Here is an 18,239-nt window from a genome sequence, read left to right on the forward strand (position 1 = left end):
GGCGCGCCCCGGGCGCGCGCGGCGCCGGCCGGACGCGCGCAGCCAGCGCGGGAGCGTGCGGTCGAGGAACCCGAACGCGGTGTCGCGGTCGCGCAGGTGCACCAGCAGGAGCCCGCCGGGCTTCAGCGCGGCGACGAACCGGTCGAGCACCAGTTCGGCGTGCGGGACGCGCTCGATCAGGTACGAGGCGTGGACGATGTCGAAGGCGCGCGGCGGCAGCGGGACGGTGCGCAGGTCGCCGAGGTGCCAGGCGTCGAGGTCGGGCCGCTCGCAGGTGTAGGCGCGCAGCTCCGGGGAATCCAGGTCGACCCCCGTGACTTCGCGCTCGCGGTCGCCGAGGTCCAGCCCCGTCCCCCAGCCGCAGCCCGCTTCGAGGATGTGGATCCGCTGCAGGGGCTTCTCTAGGGCGTACTGGCGGGCGCGTTCTGAGAAGAGATCGCCGCCGTTGACCGGCGACGTACGCAGATCGGTCACAATCTCGCAGCGTAATCGCTTGGCTGCGCTCCGTCCGCTATTTGCCTTTTCTTGGTGACGGCCGTGTCGCCGTCCTCGCCGGTCAGGGTGCGGACGGCGGGCCGCGTGCCCGGGCGGGCGCCTTCGGCTCCGCCTGAACGAGCGCCGTCCGGGGCGCGTACGCTGGTACGCGGTACCGGGTCCGGCTGGATTCCGGGTTTTCGGCCTGCCCTGTCTCGGGGTGATTGGCCATTTGTGGGCGAATATCGGGCTAATAATGACGCTTTCTGGACTTGTTGACCTTGCGTGCACCGACCCCGGCCTGCGGAGCGCGCTCACGCGGCCGCGCACGGACCGGGAGATCGTCGCACCCGCCGCGCTGTGGCCGATCCTGGCCGCCGCGCTGAGCCGCCGCCTGCGCGCGGACGGCGAGGGCGTCGTGCTCGCGGTGACCGCGACCGGCCGCGAGGCCGAGGACCTGGCCGCCGCCCTGTCGAGCCTGCTCGACCCCGAGCGCGTCGCGCACTTCCCGGCGTGGGAGACGCTGCCGCACGAGAAGCTGTCGCCTCGCTCCGACACGGTCGGGCAGCGGCTGGCGGTGCTGCGCCGCCTCGTCCACCCGGGCGCGGGCGGCCCGCCCGCCGGGGACGGCTCGGCGAAGGGCGGCGCGCTGGACGTCGTGGTGACGCCGGTCCGCGCGGTGCTCCAGCCGATCGTGTCCGGGCTCGCCGACCTGGAGCCGGTGCGGCTGGCCTCCGGCGAGGACGCCGACATGGACGACGCGGTCCGGCGCCTGGTGGAGGCCGGGTACCAGCGCGTGGACCTGGTGGAGAAGCGCGGCGAGATCGCGGTGCGCGGCGGGATCCTCGACGTGTTCCCGCCGACCGAGGAGCACCCGCTGCGGGTGGAGTTCTGGGGCGACACCGTCGAGGAGATCCGCTACTTCAAGGCGGCCGACCAGCGCTCCCTGGAGGTCGCGCAGGGCGGGCTGTGGGCGCCGCCGTGCCGCGAGCTGCCGCTGACGGAGAAGGTGCGCGAGCGCGCGAGGCGGCTCGCGCAGGAGCACCCCGCCCTGGAGGAGATCCTCGGCCGGATCGCCGACGGCGACACCGTCGAGGGCATGGAGGCGTTCTCGCCCGTCCTCGCCGAGAGCATGGAGCTGCTGACCGACCTGCTGCCGGACGGGTCGGCGCTGCTGGTCTGCGAGCCGGAGCGGATCCGCACCCGGTCGGTCGAGATGGTCCGCACGAGCCAGGAGTTCCTGGAGGCGAGCTGGGTCAACGCCGCCGCCGGTGGAGAGGCGCCGATCGACCTCGGGGCGGCGGCGTTCCGCTCGCTGGAGGAGGTCCGCGCCCACAGCGCGGAGCTGGGGCTGCCGCGGTGGAGCGTGACGGCGCTGAGCCCGCTGGCGGCGGGCGGCGCGGACGCCGAGCTCCCGGACGGCGGGTCCCTCGGCGGCGGCGCGGAGACGCTGAGCCTCGGGGTGCAGCCGGCGGAGGCGTACCGCGGCGACACCTCCCGCGTCGTCGGCGACCTCAAGGGCTGGACGGACGGCGGCTGGCGCGTCGTGCTGGTCACCGCCGGGCACGGACCGGCCGAGCGGCTCGTCCAGCTCGCCCGGGAGGAGGGCGTCGGCGCGCGGCTCGCCGACGTGGCCGGCGCGCCCGAGCCGTCGGTGGTCACCGTCACGACCGGGCTGCTGGAGAACGGGTTCACCTGGGAGTCGGTCAAGCTCGCGGTGCTGACCGAGACCGACCTGTCGGGGCAGAAGTCCTCCACGCGCGACGCGCGGCGCATGCCGTCGCGGCGGCGCGGCGGCATCGACCCGCTCCAGCTCAAGCCGGGCGACTACGTGGTGCACGAGCAGCACGGCGTCGGGCGGTACGTGGAGATGGTCAGCCGCACGGTCCAGGGCGCCACCCGCGAGTACCTGATCCTGGAGTACGCCAAGAGCGACCGGCTGTTCGTCCCGACCGACCAGCTGGAGGAGCTCACCCGCTACGTCGGCGGCGAGGCGCCCAGCCTGCACCGGCTCGGCGGCGCCGACTGGCAGAAGGCCAAGTCCCGCGCCCGCAAGGCGGTCAAGCAGATCGCCGGGGAGCTGATCCGGCTGTACTCGGCGCGGATGGCGAGCCCCGGCCACGCCTTCGCGCCCGACACCCCGTGGCAGCGGGAGCTGGAGGACGCCTTCCCCTACAACGAGACGCCCGACCAGCTCGCCGCCATCGACGAGGTGAAGGGCGACATGGAGCGGGCCGTCCCGATGGACCGGCTGATCTGCGGCGACGTCGGCTACGGCAAGACCGAGATCGCCGTGCGGGCGGCGTTCAAGGCCGTCCAGGACGGGCGGCAGGTCGCGGTGCTCGTGCCGACGACGCTGCTGGTGCAGCAGCACCTGTCCACGTTCGCCGAGCGGTTCGCGGCGTTCCCCGTCGTGGTGAAGCCGATCAGCCGGTTCCAGTCCGACAGGGAGATCGGGGAGACGCTGAACGGGCTGTCGGAGGGCTCGGTGGACGTCGTGGTCGGCACCCACCGGATCCTGTCGTCGCAGACCCGCTTCAAGAACCTCGGCCTGGTGATCATCGACGAGGAGCAGCGGTTCGGCGTCGAGCACAAGGAGGAGCTGAAGCGGCTGCGGACGCAGGTGGACGTGCTCGCCATGTCGGCGACGCCGATCCCGCGGACGCTGGAGATGGGCCTCACCGGCATCCGGGAGATGTCGACGATCCTCACCCCGCCGGAGGAGCGCCACCCCGTCCTGACGTTCGTCGGCCCCTACGAGGAGAAGCAGATCGCCGCGGCGATCCGCCGCGAGCTGCTGCGCGAGGGCCAGGTGTTCTTCGTGCACAACCGCGTCCGGTCCATCAACAAGGTCGCGGCGACCCTGGCGCGGCTCGTCCCGGAGGCGCGGATCGCGGTCGCGCACGGCCAGATGAACGAGCACGAGCTCGAGAAGGTCATGGTCGACTTCTGGGAGAAGAACTACGACGTCCTGGTCGCGACCACGATCGTGGAGTCCGGCCTGGACGTGCCGAACGCCAACACCCTCATCGTCGACCGCGCCGACATGTACGGGCTGTCGCAGCTCCACCAGCTGCGCGGCCGCGTCGGGCGCGGCCGGGAGCGGGCCTACTCCTACTTCCTCTACCAGCCGGAGCAGCCGCTCACCGAGACCGCGCACGAGCGGCTCGCGACGCTGGCGCAGCACACCGAGATCGGCGCCGGCATGTACGTCGCGATGAAGGACCTGGAGATCCGCGGCGCGGGCAACATCCTCGGCGCCGAGCAGTCCGGCCACGTCGCGGGCGTCGGGTTCGACCTGTACGTCCGGATGGTCGGCGAGGCGGTGCGGGAGCTGAAGGAGGGCGGCGGCGAGCCCGAGGCCGTCGAGACCAAGGTCGAGCTGCCCGTCGACGCGCACCTGCCGCACGAGTACGTGCCGGGCGAGCGGCTCCGGCTGGACGCCTACCGGCGGATCGCCGCGATCACCTCCGAGGACGAGATCGGCGCCGTGCACGACGAGCTGAAGGACCGGTTCGGTCCGCTGCCCGTCCCGGTGCTGAACCTGCTGGAGGTCGCCCGGTTCCGGGCCAAGGCCCGCAGGGCGGGGCTGAGCGACGTCACCCTCCAGGGAACGTTCGTCAAGTTCGCGCCCGTGCACCTGCCCGACTCCAAGCAGGTCAGGCTGCAGCGGCTGTACCCGAAGAGCATCCTGAAGCCGGCGACCGACACCCTGCTCGTGCCCGCGCCGAAGACGGCGGTACTCGGGGGCCGTCCGCTGCGCGACCAGGAGCTGCTGAAGTGGGCGACCGACCTGGTGGACGCCCTGTTCCTGGAGTCCGCGGCGCGGCGCTAGGCTGGCGCCGCCCCGATCGAGCGACGAGACGAGGAATCCGTGCCTGGTAAGTCCGTGAAGGCGGCGGTGGCGGCCGTGCTGGCGGCCGCCGCGCTGGCCGGCTGCGGCGGCTCCCCGAAGGTCGGCACCGCCGCACTCGTCGGCGACGACCGCATCACCGTCAGCACCCTCAGCCAGACCGTCCGCGACTGGCGCGAGCAGTTCCGCTCCGACCCGGCGGCCAACGAGCTGCGCGCCAACCCCGCCAACCCGGCGCCGCAGGTCGCGGGCGACTCCGAGTCCGACCTGCAGGGCGCGCTCACCCTGCTGATCAACTTCCGGGTCGCCGACCGGGTGGCGCGCCGGGCCGGCGTCGAGGTGACCGGAGGGCAGGTCGACGGCGCGCTCCAGGCCCTGGACCGCCAGGGCGGGGCCCAGTCGATCACGCTGGCGAGCGGGCTGCCCCGCGCGCACTCCCGCGACCTCGCCCGGCTGGTGGCGACGCAGCTGGCGGTCATGCAGCGGTTCGGCGCCGACCTGAACAACCGGCTGAACCCGGCGACCGAGCAGGCCGGGCGGCAGTGGAACGAGCTGTTCCAGCGCACCGCCGCCGGCATGCACATCAAGGTCAACCCGCGCTACGGGCACTACGACCCCGCCAAGTTCGAGGTCGCCCCGATCGTCTACCGGCTGTCCAGCCCCGATTCGGGTATCTGAGGCCCATGAGCCTCACCCTGCTGGCGACCACGCACCGGGTCGCGCCGGGCCTGCTGACCTGGCGGGCCTGGGACGCGCTCCGGTCGGCCGACGCCGTCCGCCTCCGGGACGGCCACCCGCTGCTGCCCGCGCTCCTCGACGCCGGCGTCGTCCCCGACCTCGTGGAGGAGCCCGACCCGGCGCTCCTGGTGGCCGACGCGCGGCGCGCGGACGTGCTGTGGGTGGCCGCGCCCGAGGGCGACGAGGCGCTGATGCGCGGGATCGGGGCCCTGGTCGTCGACGACCCGCTGGACGTCGAGGTGCTCCACGGCTCCTACGACCTGCCGGGCGCGCGGCTGCTCGACCTGGTGTCGGTGATGGACACGCTGCGCCGCGAGTGCCCGTGGGACCGCAAGCAGACGCACACGACCCTCGTCCCGTACCTGCTGGAGGAGGCCTACGAGGTCCTCGACACCGTCGAGGCCGGCGACTACGGCGCGCTCCGCGAGGAGCTGGGCGACGTGCTGATGCAGGTGGCGTTCCACTCGGTGGTGGCCGCCGAGCGCGACGACGGGACCGGGTTCACGATCGATGACGTGGCGGGCGCGATCGTCGACAAGCTCGTCCGGCGGCACCCGCACGTGTTCGGGGACGTCACCGTCTCCGGCGCCGACGAGGTCAACGCGAACTGGGAGCAGATCAAGGCGGCCGAGCGCGCGGAGAAGAGCGGCGCGGAGGCCTCGGCGCTCGACGGCGTGCCGATGGGCCAGCCCGCCCTGTCGCTGGCCGCGCAGCTGCAGCGCCGCGCCGCGCGCATGGACGCCCCGTCCGGGCTCGCCGAGGGGCTGGCGGAGGAGGCCGGAGCCGAGCTGGGCGGACGCCTGTTCGCGCTGGTCCGGGAGGCGGGTGAGCGAGGCGTGGACGCGGAGTCGGAGTTGCGCGCCGTTTCCCGGGTATTCCGGGACCGTGTCCGGACCTGGGAGCGGCGCGACGCCTGATTCGGGGGATAACGGGCGGAACCTCACCAATGGGGTGGTCCGCTCGGGAAGGCCCGTCTACTCTGAGCGCGTGCCGACCGAGGCCGGAAATGACGCAGGGGATCCCGGGCCGGGAGCCCCCGCGGCGCGGCGCCGCCGCCCGCGCCGCCTGCTGACCCCGTCGACGACCCGCGCCGAGAAGGTCCGCGCCGTGCGCGGGCTCGGCGCCTTCGGCGGCCTGGCCGGGCTGCTCGTCGCGCTGATGCTGCTGCCGACCGCGTGCACGGCGGGCGTCGGCGCCCGCGACGCCGCCGGCTGGTTCGAGGCCGAGCCGGACGGGCTGACGACCTCCGGCGTCCCCCAGCGCTCGAAGATCCTCGCCGCGGACGGCTCCACCCTCGCCACGTTCTTCTACCAGAACCGCGTCGACGTCCCCTTCAACAAGATCGCCCCGGTGCTGCGCCAGGCGGTGCTGGCGATCGAGGACAGCCGCTTCTACGAGCACGGGGCCATCGACGCGCAGGGCACCCTGCGGGCGCTCGCCAGCAACCTCAGCAGCGGCCAGGTGACGCAGGGCGGCTCCGGCATCACCCAGCAGTACGTGAAGAACCTGCTGCTCACCCAGGCCGACACCGACGCCGAGCGGCAGGAGGCCCGGGAGGTCTCGGCCGCCCGCAAGATCCGCGAGCTGAAGTACGCGGTGGCGCTGGAGAAGCGGTTCACCAAGGACGAGATCCTGCGCCGCTACCTCAACATCGCCTACTACGGCGACGGGGCCTACGGCGTCGAGGCGGCGTCGCGGCACTACTTCTCCAAGCACGCGTCGGAGCTGACGCTGCCCGAGGCGGCGCTGCTCGCCGGCGTCGTCCGCTACCCCTACGCCTACGACCCGATCCGCCATCCCGGCTCGGCCCGGGAGCGCCGCGACACCGTGCTGACCCGGATGGCCGAGCTCGGCTGGCTCGACCCGGCCAAGGCGGCCGCGGCCAGGCGGGCGCCCGTCCGGCTGGACGTCGACAACGTGCGGAGCGGCTGCGTCACCAGCGACGCCCCGTTCTTCTGCGACTACGTCCAGCGCGAGATCCTCACCGACCCCGTGTTCGGCAAGACGGCCGAGGACCGGGAGAAGCTGCTCAAGCGCGGCGGGCTGACGATCCGCACCACCCTGGACCGGCGCGCCCAGAAGGCCGCGCAGCGCGCCGTCGACGGGCACGTCCCGCCGAAGAACTCCGCGCACAAGGCCGCCGCCGAGGCGATGGTGCAGCCGGGCACCGGCGAGATCAAGGCGATGGCCGTGGACCGCGAGCTCGGCCCCGACCGGGACCGCGGCAAGACGTGGATCAACTTCGCCGCCGACGCCAGCCACGGCTCCAGCATCGGCATGCAGGCCGGGTCCACGTTCAAGGCGTTCACGCTGGCCGCGGCGCTGGACGAGGGCATGCCGTTCGGGACCCGGATGATGGCGCCGCGCGCCTACACGCCCGTCGGCTACCGCAACTGCGACGGGGACCGCGTCGGCGACCCGTCCGCCTCCCTGCGCAACTCCGCCGACGGCGAGGGCGGCCGCCAGTTCAGCCTCGTCACCGGGACGCACCACTCGGTCAACACGTTCTTCCTCGCCCTGGAGAAGAAGGTCGGCCTCTGCGACACCGTCAGGATGGCCGAACGGCTCGGGATGAAGCAGGCGAACGGCAAGCCGCTGGAGCAGTACCCGTCGTTCACGCTGGGCTTCAACCCCGTCTCCCCGCTGCGGCTCGCGGCGGCCTACGCGGCGTTCGGGGCCCGCGGCCGGTACTGCGAGCCGATCGCGATCCGGGAGATCCGCGCCGCGTCCGGCCGCAGGCTGAAGGTGCCGGGGCGCCACTGCGAGCGGGCGATGGACGAGGGCGTCGCGGACGCCGTCAACTACGTCCTGCGCGGCGTCCTGACCAAGGGCACCGCGCGCGGCATGGGCCTCGGGCGCGACGCCGCCGGCAAGACCGGGACCGTCGACAACTTCTCCGCCGCCTGGTTCGCCGGGTACACCCCGGACCTTGCCGCGGCCGTGTGGGTCGGCGACCCGCGCGGCGGCTACAGGCACCCGATGGAGAACCTGTGCATGGACGGCCGGTGCTACGGCTCGGTGTTCGGGGCGACGATCCCGGCGCCGATCTGGCGGCAGAGCATGCTCGGGGCGCTGTCGCACACCGAGCCGGGCTCGTTCCACCGGCCGCCGTCGCGCTACTTCAGCAGGGGCTCGGGCGAGGACCGGGCCAGGGTGCCGGACGTGCGCGGCATGAAGCCCGGCGAGGCCGCCGCCCGGCTCCGCGCCGCCGGGTTCAGGGCCCGGATCGGCGCGCCGATGGCCTCCCGCCGGTTCCCGAAGGGCACCGTCGCCGGCATGTCGCCCTCGTCGGCCGAGCCGGGCGGCACCATCACGCTGCATCTCAGCAAGGGCGCCGGGCGCGAACCCGGCGGCGGGCCCGGCGGCGGGCGCAGGGGAGGCGGCCACCCCACCGTGCCGCCCGCCACGCCCACCCCGGAACCCGGCGGGCCGCCCCAGCAGGCCCCCGCGTGACCCGCGTCCCCGCGTGACCTGCGCCGACGTGTGATCGTCCGGTCGCGGGGTAGATCGACACGGGAAGATCGACAGCGGGACGCGACTCCCGCGCTGATCCGTTTCGGGGGACGATCGTCATGCGAGCCATCGCCGTGTCGGAGTACGGCGCCACGCCGGCGCTCATGGACCTGCCGCGCCCGGAGCCGGGGCCCGGCGAGATCCTGGTGCGGGTGATCGCCGCCGGGCTGAACCCGCTGGACTGGAAGATCGCCGAAGGCATGCTCAAGGACTCCGTCGACGTGCCGTTCCCGCTGATCCTCGGCCGGGACGGCGCGGGCGTCGTGGAGGAGGCCGGCGAGGGCGTGACCCGGCTGCGGCACGGCGAGCAGGTCTACGGGGCCTTCGCCATCGTGGAGCGCGGGCTCGGCAGCTACGCCGAGTACGCCCTCGTCCGCGAGGACGGCCCGGTCGCGCGGATGCCGCAGGGGATGATCTACACGCAGGCCGCGGCGGTGCCGACCGCGAGCGCGACCGCGCTCGCCATGGTCGACCAGGCGCGCATCGACACCGGCCAGACCGTTCTCGTGGTGGGCGCGACCGGCGGCGTCGGGCAGAGCGCGGTGCAGCTCGCGTCCCGCGCGGGCGCCAAGGTCATCGCGACCGCGCGCGACGACATGGCGGGCACGATGCGGCGCCTCGGCGCGGACGAGACGGTCGACCACTCCGCGGGCGACCTCAACCGGCAGGTGCTCGCCGTCCACACCGACGGGATCGACGCCGTCCTCGACACGGCCAGCGACACCCGGTCGGCCGAGCACCTCGCGCAGCTGCTGCGTCCCGGCGGGACCTACATCTCCACCACCTGGTCGGTGAACCCCGACTCCCTGGAGGCGAAGGGGCTGCGCGGCGTCAACTTCCAGACGCAGCCGTCCGCCGAACTGCTGGACCGCCTCTCCGACCTCATCGACGCGGGCGCGCTGCGCGTCCGCGTCGAGCGGGAGGTCCCGCTGGAGCGGGCGGCCGACGCCCTGGCCGACAACCGGCTGGGCGGCGCGCGCGGCAAGACCGTCCTGCGCATCTGACGGCCCCGCCGAGGTGAGGACGGCCCGGGCGCGGGCATGCAGAGCCGGAGGAGGAGACACATGAACCAGAGTGAGACCGAGGACGACCGGCGCGCGCGGCTCCGCGACATCGAGGAATCCCTGAAGCGGCTGCGCGCGGACCTTCCCGCACCGTCCGGCGACCCCACGGACATGGTGGACTCCGGTCAGTACCTCGCCCAGCGCGAGGAGCTGCAGGGGCAGATCGACCTGCTGGAGGCCGAGCGCGAGCGGCTCCGCGCCGATCTCGGGATGACCTGAGCGCCCGGGGGCGGCCGGGCCGGGGAACAAAGCCCGGCCGTCCCCGGTTCCGCAGGCATGACCACCTACGAGGAGTTCGAGCGCGCGACGCTGTTCTTCGACGCCCGGGACTACGCGGGCGCTGCGCGCATGCTGGCCCCGATCGTCGACGGCGACCCGGGCAACCGCGCCGCGGTCGAGCTGCTCGGCCGCGCCTACTTCCACAGCGCCCAGCTCGGCCGCGCCGAGGAGACGCTCCGCCGCCTCGTCGAGCTCGACCCGGGCAACGGCTGGGCCTACGAGGCACTGGCCCGCACCCTGGAGCGGCGGAGCCGCCCGGACGAGGCCCGCGCCTTCCGCAAGCTCGCCCGCGCCATGGGTGTCGAGCCCACCGCGGAGATCGAGGTCTCCGTGACCGCCGCCGACCTGGCCTGACGTCCCGTCCCGAGGTAGCCGTCCCCGCGGGGGACGGCTACCTCGGGACGTCGTCGCTGGGGAGGCGCAGGACGAAGCGGGCGCCGGGGACGCCGTCGATGCGGTCGGTGAGGATCAGCGACCCGTGGTGCGCCTCGGCGATGTCGCGGGAGATCGCCAGGCCGAGGCCGGTACCGCCGGCGTCGCGGTGCCGGCCCTCGGCCAGCCGCGCGAACCGCTCGAACACCCGCTCGCGGTCGTCCGGCGGGACGCCCGTGCCGTCGTCGATCACCTCGACCACCGCGGTGGCGGGCTTCTCCGTGCGCAGGATCACCGTCACCTCGCCGGCGGCGTGCCGGTCGGCGTTGTCGATGAGGTTGGTCAGCAGCCGCGCCAGGTCGCTGCGCCCGCCCCGCACCACCACGGGGCCCTCCGCGAGCACCGTCACCTGGACGCGGCGGGGACGGCGCAGCACCTCCTGGTCGGTGATCTCGGTCAGGTCCACCCGCTCCATGGGGGAGGCGGTGCGGTCGGCGTCGAGCCGCGCGAGCGCGAGCAGGTCGTCCACCACCGCCGACAGCCGCTCGGTGTTGACCAGGACGGCGCGCAGCGCGGCGGGGACGTCGGTGTCCTCGGGGGCCGACAGCGCCAGTTCCAGCTCCATGCGCAGCGCGGTGAGGGGGCTGCGCAGTTCGTGCGACACGTCGGAGACGAACGCGCGCTGCCGCGCGACCGCCTCCTCCAGACGGTCCAGGGTGGCGTTCACGCTCTCGGCGAGCCGCCCCACCTCGTCGCGGCGGTGCGGCTCCGGCACGCGGCGCTCCAGGTCCGTGGCGGTGATCTCGTCCAGCTCGCGGCGGATCCCCTCGACCGGGAGCAGCGCCCGGTTCACCGACAGCCACGTCCCGTAGCCGGCGAGCAGGGTGATGAAGGGGATGCCCAGCAGGATCAGCACCCCCGAGACCGGGCGCGGCAGCGGCCCCGGTGCGGGGGCGAGCGAGTTGATGAACAGCGCGTCCGGTCCGAGCCCCACCCGGCGCTCGACGATCACGAAGCAGTGGGCGCCCGGCGCGTCGATCCCGCAGACGCGGCCCACCCGGCGCTCCTCGAACGGCGGCGGCGGCGGGAACCGGACCCTGGGGCGGCCCCGCATCCGCGGGGTGGCCGCGACCACCTGGCCCTGCTGGTTCACCACCTGCTGGAGGCTGTCGGTGGTGGGGGAGATGTCCAGGGTGAGCTGCCCGGTCTCGATCGCCGTCGCCGTCCGCCGGTTGTCGCGCGCCAGCGCCCGCACGAGATCCTGGTAGGCGTCCTGCTTGAGCTGGACCAGCAGCACCGCGCTCAGCGCCGACGACAGCACGAAGGCCACCAGCGAGGCCGCCACCGTCACTCGGAACCGGATCTCCGGGTGGCGCAGCACGGCTTGCCAGATCCAGCCGCTCGGGGACGGCCGGCGGAGCCGGACGCCTATGACGACCTCCCTGGTGCGCTGCACGTCATGTCAGTACCGGGGAGTTCTTACCTGGGCAGGGCGGATCCCATCCGGGTCGGCGGGTAAAAGATTGTCAGTGTCCCTCGTCGACGCCCCAGCGGCGCCGGATCGCCCCGTCCACCAGCCCGAACAGCTGGTCGATCACGATGCCGAGGACCAGGATCATCAGCATGTAGGAGATCATGTCGGCGGTGTTGTTCAGCTCCCTGGCCTGCGACAGCAGCACCCCGAGCGAGGTCGTGTCGCCGATGACGACCAGCAGCTCGCCCGCCATCAGGCTGCGCCACGCGAACGCCCAGCCCTGCTTCAGCCCCGCCACGAACGAGGGAAGCGAGGCCGGCAGGATCAGGTGCCGGTACAGCGCGATGCCCCGCAGCCCCATCACCTTCCCCGCGCGCAGCAGGATCGGCGGCGTGTAGTCGACGCCCGTGATCAGCCCGTTGGCGATCGACGGGGCCGCGCCGAGGATCACCACGAACAGGATCGCGCTCTCGCTGAGCCGGAACAGCAGGATGGCGAGCGGGAACCAGGCGATCGACGGCATCGTCTGCAGACCGGTGATCAGCGACCCGAACGCCCGGCGCAGCACCCGGAACCGCGCCACCAGCGCGCCGGCCACGACGCCCACGGCCACGGCGAAGGCGAACCCGACGACCGCACGCCGCATCGTCAGGGCGACGGCGTCCCAGAACCGCCCCGAGGTGAGCTGGTCCCAGAACACCGGGAGCGTGTCCCTGGGGCCGGGGAGCACCCACGGCTCCTTCCAGCCGCTCCACACGACCAGCTGCCACGCCGCGAGCGCGATCAGCACGGCCGCGACGATCGGCCACGCCGCCGACCACGCCCGCTGGAGGAGCCGGGTACGCGCCGTCCCGCCGAGCTCCAGCGCGTCCAAGCCCGCCAGCTCGCGGTCGAGCCGCCTCTCGCCCTTCACCGTGTCATGCGCCATGCCGGACGACCTCCTCGCGCAGCCGGTCGGTGATGGTCCCGGCCAGGGAGGCGACCTCGGGGGAGTCGATCCGCCGCGGCCGCTCCATCGGGACGGGGAACTCCTCCACGACCCGGCCGGGCCGGCTGCTGAGCAGCACCACCCGGTCGCCGAGTCGCACCGCCTCCCTGACGTTGTGCGTGACGAACAGCACGGTCAGGGCGCGCTCCCGCCAGATCCGCTCGATCTCGTCGTGCAGCAGGTCGCGGGTCATCGCGTCGAGCGCGCCGAACGGCTCGTCCATCAGCAGGACGGTCCCCTGCCCCTCGCCGGCGTCGTCCTCGGTGAGGGCGAGGGCACGGGCCAGCGCGACCCGCTGCCGCATGCCGCCCGACAGCTGGTGCGGGCGCCTGCCGGCGAACCCGCCGAGGTGCACCGAGTCGAGCAGCCGGCCCGCCCGGCTCCGCCGCTCGCCCCGCGGGACGCCGCGCGTCTTCAGGGCGAGTTCGAGGTTGCCGGTCACCGTCAGCCACGGGAACAGCGCGGGCTCCTGGAACATCAGCGCGACCCGCGCGCCGTCCTTGTCGATCGTCCCGGCGCTCGGGCGTTCGAGGTCGGCGACCAGGTTGAGCAGCGTGCTCTTCCCGCAGCCGGACGCGCCGACCAGGCACACGAACTCGCCGGGGGCCACGTCGAGGGAGACCTTGTCGAGCGCGAGGAGCGCGGATCCGCCGGTCCCGAACGCCTTGGAGACCTCGCTGAGGCGGACCGCCGTGTCCGCGGTCATCGGTCGCTGACCTGTGCCTTCCCGCCCGCCTTGAGCACGTCGTTGAGCGGGGCCAGGTTGTAGATCCCGTCCAGGTCGGTCTTCTCCAGCAGGCCGATCTCCTCGGCGTGCGCCGCGCCCGCGACCAGCGAGGACGCGACCGGGTCGGTGGTGAAGTCGATCTCCTTGAAGGCCGCCGTGAGCACGTCCTGCTTCAGCGGCTTGCCGCTCAGCTTGGCGAGGGCGTCGTTGGTGACCTTCTCGGCGTCCGCCTTGTTCTGGTTGATGTAGTCGGTGGCCTCGACGACGCCCTGGAGCAGCTTCTTGACCTGGTCGGGGTGCTTCTTCTCGTACTCCTGGCTGACGAGCAGGTTGGTGATGACGAACTTGCCGCCGGGCCACAGCGACTTCTCGTCGAGCAGCCGCTCGCCCTTGTTCTCCAGGATCAGCCGCGAGGCGTAGGGCTCGGGCACCCAGGCCCCGTCGATGTCGCCCTGCGCGAACGTCTGCAGCGTCTGGGCGTTCTCCTGCGGGACGACCTTGACGTCCCCGCTGCCGTCCTTGTTCGCGGTGAGGCCGTTCTTCTTCAGCCAGTACCGCAGCGCGACGTCCTGCGTGTTGCCGAGCTGCGGGGTCGCGATCTTCTTGCCGCGCAGGTCCTGGACGCCCTTGATCCCGGGCTTGACCACCAGCGAGACGCCGCCCGAGGCCGCGCCGGAGATGATGTGGACGGCCTTCCCGTGCGACTTGGACCAGGCGTTGATGGACGGGTTGGGCCCGACGAACGTCGCGTCGATCGCGCCGGAGAACAGCGCCTCGACGGCGGCCGGGCCGGCGTTGAACGTCGCGGTCTTCGGCGCGGCGCCGAGGTGCTTGGCGAAGATGCCCTTCTCGACGCCGACCAGGGCGGTCGCGTGGGTGAGGTTCGGGAAGTAGCCGAGCCGGAGCGGGGCCGCGTCCCCGCCGGACTCCTCATCGCCGCCACCGCAGGCGCCGAGCGTGCCCGCTGCGACGAGAACGGTCAGTGCCACGGCGGCGACGCGCCCGCGGAGTCCACGATGCATTGGAAGTTTCCCTATCAATCAAGTCTGTTTGACCTGCTTAGTAGATAAGGCGGGCGTTCTCCGCGTCAAGTCGTCTTCCTGGCACGATGCGGTCGCCGAGGTGGAGTTGTTTCGCCACCGCCGTCCCCTATGTGCGTTTCTCTGAGGGCTACGGCGAGGCGGTTGGGCGGCGGCGGGGCCGCGCGGATAGGCTCGGTGACCGCACCGACCATCCGCACCATCAGGGGGTTCCCCGTGTCGTCGATCGAGGCCGTAATCGCCCGGGAGATCCTTGACTCCCGCGGCAACCCGACCGTCGAGGTCGAGGTGCTGCTCGCCGATGGGACCGAGGCGCACGCGGCGGTCCCGAGCGGCGCCTCCACCGGCCAGTTCGAGGCGGTCGAGCTGCGCGACGGTGGCGAGCGCTACGGCGGCAAGGGCGTCCGGAAGGCCGTCAAGGCCGTCAACGAGACCATCGACGAGAAGCTCGTCGGCTACCCCGCCTCCGACCAGCGCCTGATCGACCAGCTGCTGATCGACCTCGACGGGACCCCCGCCAAGTCCGCGCTCGGCGCCAACGCCATCCTCGGCGTCAGCCTCGCCGTCGCCAAGGCCGCCGCCGACTCCGCCGGCCTGCCGCTGTTCCGCTACGTGGGCGGCCCGAACGCGCACCTGCTGCCCGTCCCGATGATGAACATCCTGAACGGCGGCGCGCACGCCGACACCAACGTCGACATCCAGGAGTTCATGATCGCGCCGATCGGCGCGGCCACCTTCGCCGAGGCGGTGCGCTGGGGCGCCGAGACCTACCACGCGCTGAAGTCGGTGCTGAAGTCCAAGGGCCTGAACACCGGCCTCGGCGACGAGGGCGGCTTCGCCCCCGAGCTGCCGAGCAACCGGGACGCCCTCGACCTCATCCTGGAGGCGATCCGCAAGGCCGGCTTCACCCCCGGCCGCGACATCGCCCTCGCGCTGGACGTCGCCGCCACCGAGTTCCACGCCGACGGCCAGTACGCGTTCGAGGGCACCAAGCGGTCCGCCGACGACATGGCCGCCTACTACGGCGAGCTGCTCGGCAACTACCCCCTCGTCTCCATCGAGGACCCCCTCGACGAGGAGGACTGGGCCGGCTGGGAGGGCCTCACCGCCGCCGTGGGCGACCGCGTCCAGCTCGTCGGCGACGACCTGTTCGTCACCAACCCCGAGCGGCTCGGGCGCGGCATCAAGTCCGGCGCCGCCAACGCGCTGCTGGTCAAGGTCAACCAGATCGGCACGCTCAGCGAGACCCTCGACGCCGTCTCGCTCGCGCAGACCAGCGGCTACCGCTGCATGATGAGCCACCGCTCCGGCGAGACCGAGGACACCACGATCGCCGACCTCGCCGTCGCGACCAACTGCGGCCAGATCAAGACCGGCGCCCCCGCCCGCAGCGACCGGGTCGCCAAGTACAACCAGCTGCTGCGCATCGAGGAGCTGCTGGACGACGCCGCGCGCTACGCCGGCGCCGCCGCGTTCCCGCGCTTCGACGCGCAGGGCTGAGCCGCGCGGCCCGGCGGGGCGGCGTCCCCGTCCCGCCGGGCACCGGTTTCCGGCAGCCGAGCCACAGGCAGGGGACACGATGGCGCAGGGCGACGACCACGAGACCGGCCGCGGGACGCGGGGCGCCCGGGCCCGCCGTTCCAATCCGGCGCTGACGAGCCGCGCCGCGATCCTCGCGGTGGTGATGTGCGCGATCGCGCTGAGCCTCGCCTACCCTGTCCGGGAGTACATCGCCCAGCGCAAGGAGATCGCCGACCTGCGCCGCCAGGAGGCGATGTCCCGCCGCCAGGTCGAGATCCTCGCCCAGCGCAAGCAACAGCTGGGCGACAAGTCGTACATTGAGCGTGAGGCGACGCGGCGGCTCCATTACTGTCGTCCTGACGTGAAGTGCTACATCGTCCTGGACGGCGGCGAAGGCGACGGGCAGCAGTCCCGCAGGGGCGGAACGGAGACCAGACCGCCCTGGTACGAGACGCTGTGGCGGTCGGTGGAGGCCGCCGACAGGCCCCGCTGACGGTCCCTGAGGCGCGGAGGAGAACGGATCCCCGGATCCGCGGGTGGATACATGATCGATGCACGTGACACGGCCGCGGTCGCGGCCCAGCTCGGGCGCGAGCCGCGCGGCGTCCGCCGCGTGGCGGGGCGCTGCCCGTGCGGGCAGCCCGCCGTGATCGAGACGGCGCCGCGGCTCCCGGACGGGACGCCCTTCCCCACGCTGTTCTACCTGACGTGCCCGAAGGCGGCCTCGGCCATCGGGACCCTGGAGGGGAGCGGCGTCATGCGCGACATGCAGGCCAGGCTCGCCGGCGACCCGTCCCTGGCGGCGAAGTACGCCGCCGCCCACGAGGACTACCTCCGCCGCCGCGACGAGGCCGCCCGCGAGGACGGCGTCGAACCGCTTCCCGAGGGCATGCAGAGCGCCGGCGGAATGCCGGAGCGCGTCAAGTGCCTGCACGCCCTCGTCGCGCACGAGCTGGCGGTGCCGGGCGTCAACCCGTTCGGCCGCGAGGCCCTGGACGCGCTGCCCGACTGGTGGCGCTCGGGGCCCTGCGTTCAGGTCGAACCTGGAGAGACCGTCGAACCTGTCGAATCGGAACCTGAACCCGGGGAGGCGCGGTGACGCGCGTCGCGGCCATCGACTGCGGGACCAACTCGGTCCGCCTGCTGATCGCCGACATCGAGGCCGGCGGCGGCGACGGCGAGGCCGGCGCCACGCTGACCGACGTCGAGCGCCGGATGGAGATCGTCCGGCTGGGGGAGGGGGTCGACCAGACCGGGCGGCTGTCGCCCGCCGCGCTGGAGCGCACCTTCACCGCGATGCGCGGGTACGCCGAGCTGATCGAGCGGCACGGCGACGGGCACGGGCCGGTCAAGACCCGGGTGGTCGCGACCAGCGCGACCCGCGACGCCGCCAACCGGGCCGACTTCGTCAGCGGCGTCGTCGACATCTTCGGCGTCGTCCCCGAGGTGATCAGCGGGGACGAGGAGGCCGCGCTGTCGTTCACCGGCGCCACGCGCGAGCTGGCGAAGCTGCGCCCCGCCCGCCCCTACCTGGTCGTCGACATCGGCGGCGGGTCCACCGAGATCGTGCTCGGCAGCTCTTCGGCGGACGCGGCCCGCTCCATCGACATCGGCTGCGTGCGGATGACCGAGCGGCACCTCAAGGACGACCCGCCCTCGCCCGAGCAGATCTCCAACGCGGCCGCCGACATCGACACCGCGCTCGCCGCCGTCCGCGAGACCGTCCCGGTGGACGAGGCGCGCACCCTCGTGGGGCTCGCCGGATCCGTCACCACGGTCGCCGGGATCGCGCTCGACCTGCCGAGCTACGAGCCGGCCCGCATCCACCTGGCGCGGATCACCGCCGGGCAGGTGCACGAGGTGACGCGGCGGCTGCTGCACGCCACCCGCGCCGAGCGCGCCGAGTTCGGCGTCATGCACCCCGGCCGCGTCGACGTGATCGGGGCGGGCGCGCTCATCCTCGACCGGATCATGCGCGAGTACGGATTCGGGGCCGTCGTCGTCAGCGAGCACGACATCCTCGACGGCATCGCCTGGTCGCTGGTCTGACCGCTGTGTTGATCAAGTCCCGGCCCACTTCGCTCGCCTGGCGGCTCGCTGCGTGACCTGGCCTGGGCGAACGCGGCATCGCTTCGCGATCTGCCCGGCTCCGCTCGCCTTCGGCTTCGCTCCACCGGCCAGGTCACGCGTTCGCGT

General features: G+C 73.2%; 16 protein-coding genes. 11 read left to right on the forward strand and 5 right to left on the reverse strand.

What is annotated here, in order from left to right; all coding sequences use genetic code 11:
• Positions 1-474, reverse strand: a 474-nt coding sequence (locus AB0C87_RS42345) for a class I SAM-dependent methyltransferase (RefSeq protein ID WP_360582217.1), incomplete at its 3' end; no start/stop codon positions are given.
• A gap of 256 nt (positions 475-730) precedes the next feature.
• Between AB0C87_RS42345 and mfd the strand changes: the two genes are divergently transcribed.
• The 7 genes from mfd (at position 731) to AB0C87_RS42380 (ending at position 10,275) form a co-directional block, all read left to right on the forward strand.
• A complete protein-coding gene (gene mfd, locus AB0C87_RS42350; RefSeq protein ID WP_345176850.1) occupies positions 731-4,309 on the forward strand; it encodes a transcription-repair coupling factor in 3,579 nt (1,192 codons plus the stop codon).
• A 39-nt stretch (positions 4,310-4,348) separates the two neighbouring features.
• Positions 4,349-5,005 (forward strand): hypothetical protein, encoded by a 657-nt coding sequence (locus AB0C87_RS42355; RefSeq protein ID WP_345176853.1) that lies wholly within the window; start codon positions 4,349-4,351, stop codon positions 5,003-5,005.
• A gap of 5 nt (positions 5,006-5,010) precedes the next feature.
• Positions 5,011-5,982 (forward strand): MazG family protein, encoded by a 972-nt coding sequence (locus AB0C87_RS42360; RefSeq protein ID WP_360355430.1) that lies wholly within the window; start codon positions 5,011-5,013, stop codon positions 5,980-5,982.
• A gap of 70 nt (positions 5,983-6,052) precedes the next feature.
• Positions 6,053-8,518, forward strand: coding sequence for a transglycosylase domain-containing protein (locus AB0C87_RS42365; RefSeq protein ID WP_360582219.1), 2,466 nt, complete (start codon positions 6,053-6,055; stop codon positions 8,516-8,518).
• Positions 8,519-8,637: 119 nt separating this feature from the next.
• On the forward strand, positions 8,638-9,582 hold the full coding sequence (locus tag AB0C87_RS42370; RefSeq protein WP_345176860.1) for an NADP-dependent oxidoreductase: 945 nt from the start codon (positions 8,638-8,640) through the stop codon (positions 9,580-9,582).
• Between the two features lie 60 nt (positions 9,583-9,642).
• Complete coding sequence (locus tag AB0C87_RS42375) at positions 9,643-9,861, forward strand: hypothetical protein (protein WP_345176863.1); 219 nt, start codon at positions 9,643-9,645, stop codon at positions 9,859-9,861.
• A 57-nt stretch (positions 9,862-9,918) separates the two neighbouring features.
• The gene (locus tag AB0C87_RS42380) at positions 9,919-10,275 is read left to right on the forward strand and encodes a tetratricopeptide repeat protein (RefSeq protein WP_345176865.1); all 357 of its coding nucleotides are present in this window, start codon (positions 9,919-9,921) and stop codon (positions 10,273-10,275) included.
• Positions 10,276-10,312: 37 nt separating this feature from the next.
• Here the strand turns inward: AB0C87_RS42380 and AB0C87_RS42385 are convergent, their stop codons facing one another.
• The 4 genes from AB0C87_RS42385 to AB0C87_RS42400 form a co-directional block, all read right to left on the reverse strand.
• Positions 10,313-11,749, reverse strand: coding sequence for an ATP-binding protein (locus AB0C87_RS42385; RefSeq protein WP_345176868.1), 1,437 nt, complete (start codon positions 11,747-11,749; stop codon positions 10,313-10,315).
• Positions 11,750-11,819: 70 nt separating this feature from the next.
• On the reverse strand, positions 11,820-12,695 hold the full coding sequence (locus tag AB0C87_RS42390; RefSeq protein ID WP_345176871.1) for an ABC transporter permease subunit: 876 nt from the start codon (positions 12,693-12,695) through the stop codon (positions 11,820-11,822).
• Positions 12,685-13,461: an ABC transporter ATP-binding protein gene (locus AB0C87_RS42395; protein WP_345176874.1), complete on the reverse strand. Its 777-nt coding sequence runs from the start codon at positions 13,459-13,461 to the stop codon at positions 12,685-12,687. The genes AB0C87_RS42390 and AB0C87_RS42395 overlap by 11 nt, the downstream gene beginning before the upstream one ends.
• Positions 13,458-14,504, reverse strand: a complete 1,047-nt coding sequence (locus AB0C87_RS42400) for an ABC transporter substrate-binding protein (RefSeq protein ID WP_345176876.1) — start codon at positions 14,502-14,504, stop codon at positions 13,458-13,460. Before AB0C87_RS42400 ends, AB0C87_RS42395 begins: the two co-directional genes overlap by 4 nt.
• Positions 14,505-14,738: 234 nt before the next feature.
• Here AB0C87_RS42400 and eno point away from each other — a divergent pair, with 234 nt between their 5' ends.
• The 4 genes from eno (at position 14,739) to AB0C87_RS42420 (ending at position 18,092) form a co-directional block, all read left to right on the forward strand.
• Entirely contained in the window at positions 14,739-16,022 is a 1,284-nt protein-coding gene (gene eno, locus AB0C87_RS42405; RefSeq protein ID WP_345177224.1) for a phosphopyruvate hydratase, read from the forward strand.
• Positions 16,023-16,101: 79 nt separating this feature from the next.
• Positions 16,102-16,536 carry a septum formation initiator family protein gene (locus AB0C87_RS42410; protein ID WP_345176880.1) on the forward strand — a complete coding sequence of 145 codons (435 nt, stop codon included), beginning with the start codon at positions 16,102-16,104 and terminating at the stop codon, positions 16,534-16,536.
• A gap of 51 nt (positions 16,537-16,587) precedes the next feature.
• On the forward strand, positions 16,588-17,142 hold the full coding sequence (locus AB0C87_RS42415) for a DUF501 domain-containing protein (protein ID WP_345176882.1): 555 nt from the start codon (positions 16,588-16,590) through the stop codon (positions 17,140-17,142).
• Positions 17,139-18,092, forward strand: a complete 954-nt coding sequence (locus tag AB0C87_RS42420; protein WP_360582223.1) for a Ppx/GppA phosphatase family protein — start codon at positions 17,139-17,141, stop codon at positions 18,090-18,092. Before AB0C87_RS42415 ends, AB0C87_RS42420 begins: the two co-directional genes overlap by 4 nt.
• Positions 18,093-18,239 lie beyond the last annotated feature (147 nt).

Origin of the sequence: Actinomadura sp. NPDC048021 (genome assembly GCF_040653135.1) — a bacterium.
Lineage (GTDB): Bacteria > Actinomycetota > Actinomycetes > Streptosporangiales > Streptosporangiaceae > Spirillospora > Spirillospora verrucosospora.

Excerpts from the sequence above, each read along its gene's own strand:
- AB0C87_RS42395 (WP_345176874.1), bottom strand. The coding sequence starts at position 13,461 with ATGACCGCGGACACGGCGGTCCGCCTCAGCGAGGTCTCCAAGGCGTTC.
- AB0C87_RS42370 (WP_345176860.1), top strand. The coding sequence starts at position 8,638 with ATGCGAGCCATCGCCGTGTCGGAGTACGGCGCCACGCCGGCGCTCATG.
- AB0C87_RS42415 (WP_345176882.1), top strand. The coding sequence starts at position 16,588 with ATGATCGATGCACGTGACACGGCCGCGGTCGCGGCCCAGCTCGGGCGC.
- mfd (WP_345176850.1), top strand. The coding sequence starts at position 731 with ATGACGCTTTCTGGACTTGTTGACCTTGCGTGCACCGACCCCGGCCTG.
- AB0C87_RS42375 (WP_345176863.1), top strand. The coding sequence starts at position 9,643 with ATGAACCAGAGTGAGACCGAGGACGACCGGCGCGCGCGGCTCCGCGAC.
- AB0C87_RS42390 (WP_345176871.1), bottom strand. The coding sequence starts at position 12,695 with ATGGCGCATGACACGGTGAAGGGCGAGAGGCGGCTCGACCGCGAGCTG.
- AB0C87_RS42400 (WP_345176876.1), bottom strand. The coding sequence starts at position 14,504 with ATGCATCGTGGACTCCGCGGGCGCGTCGCCGCCGTGGCACTGACCGTT.
- AB0C87_RS42380 (WP_345176865.1), top strand. The coding sequence starts at position 9,919 with ATGACCACCTACGAGGAGTTCGAGCGCGCGACGCTGTTCTTCGACGCC.
- AB0C87_RS42360 (WP_360355430.1), top strand. The coding sequence starts at position 5,011 with ATGAGCCTCACCCTGCTGGCGACCACGCACCGGGTCGCGCCGGGCCTG.
- AB0C87_RS42410 (WP_345176880.1), top strand. The coding sequence starts at position 16,102 with ATGGCGCAGGGCGACGACCACGAGACCGGCCGCGGGACGCGGGGCGCC.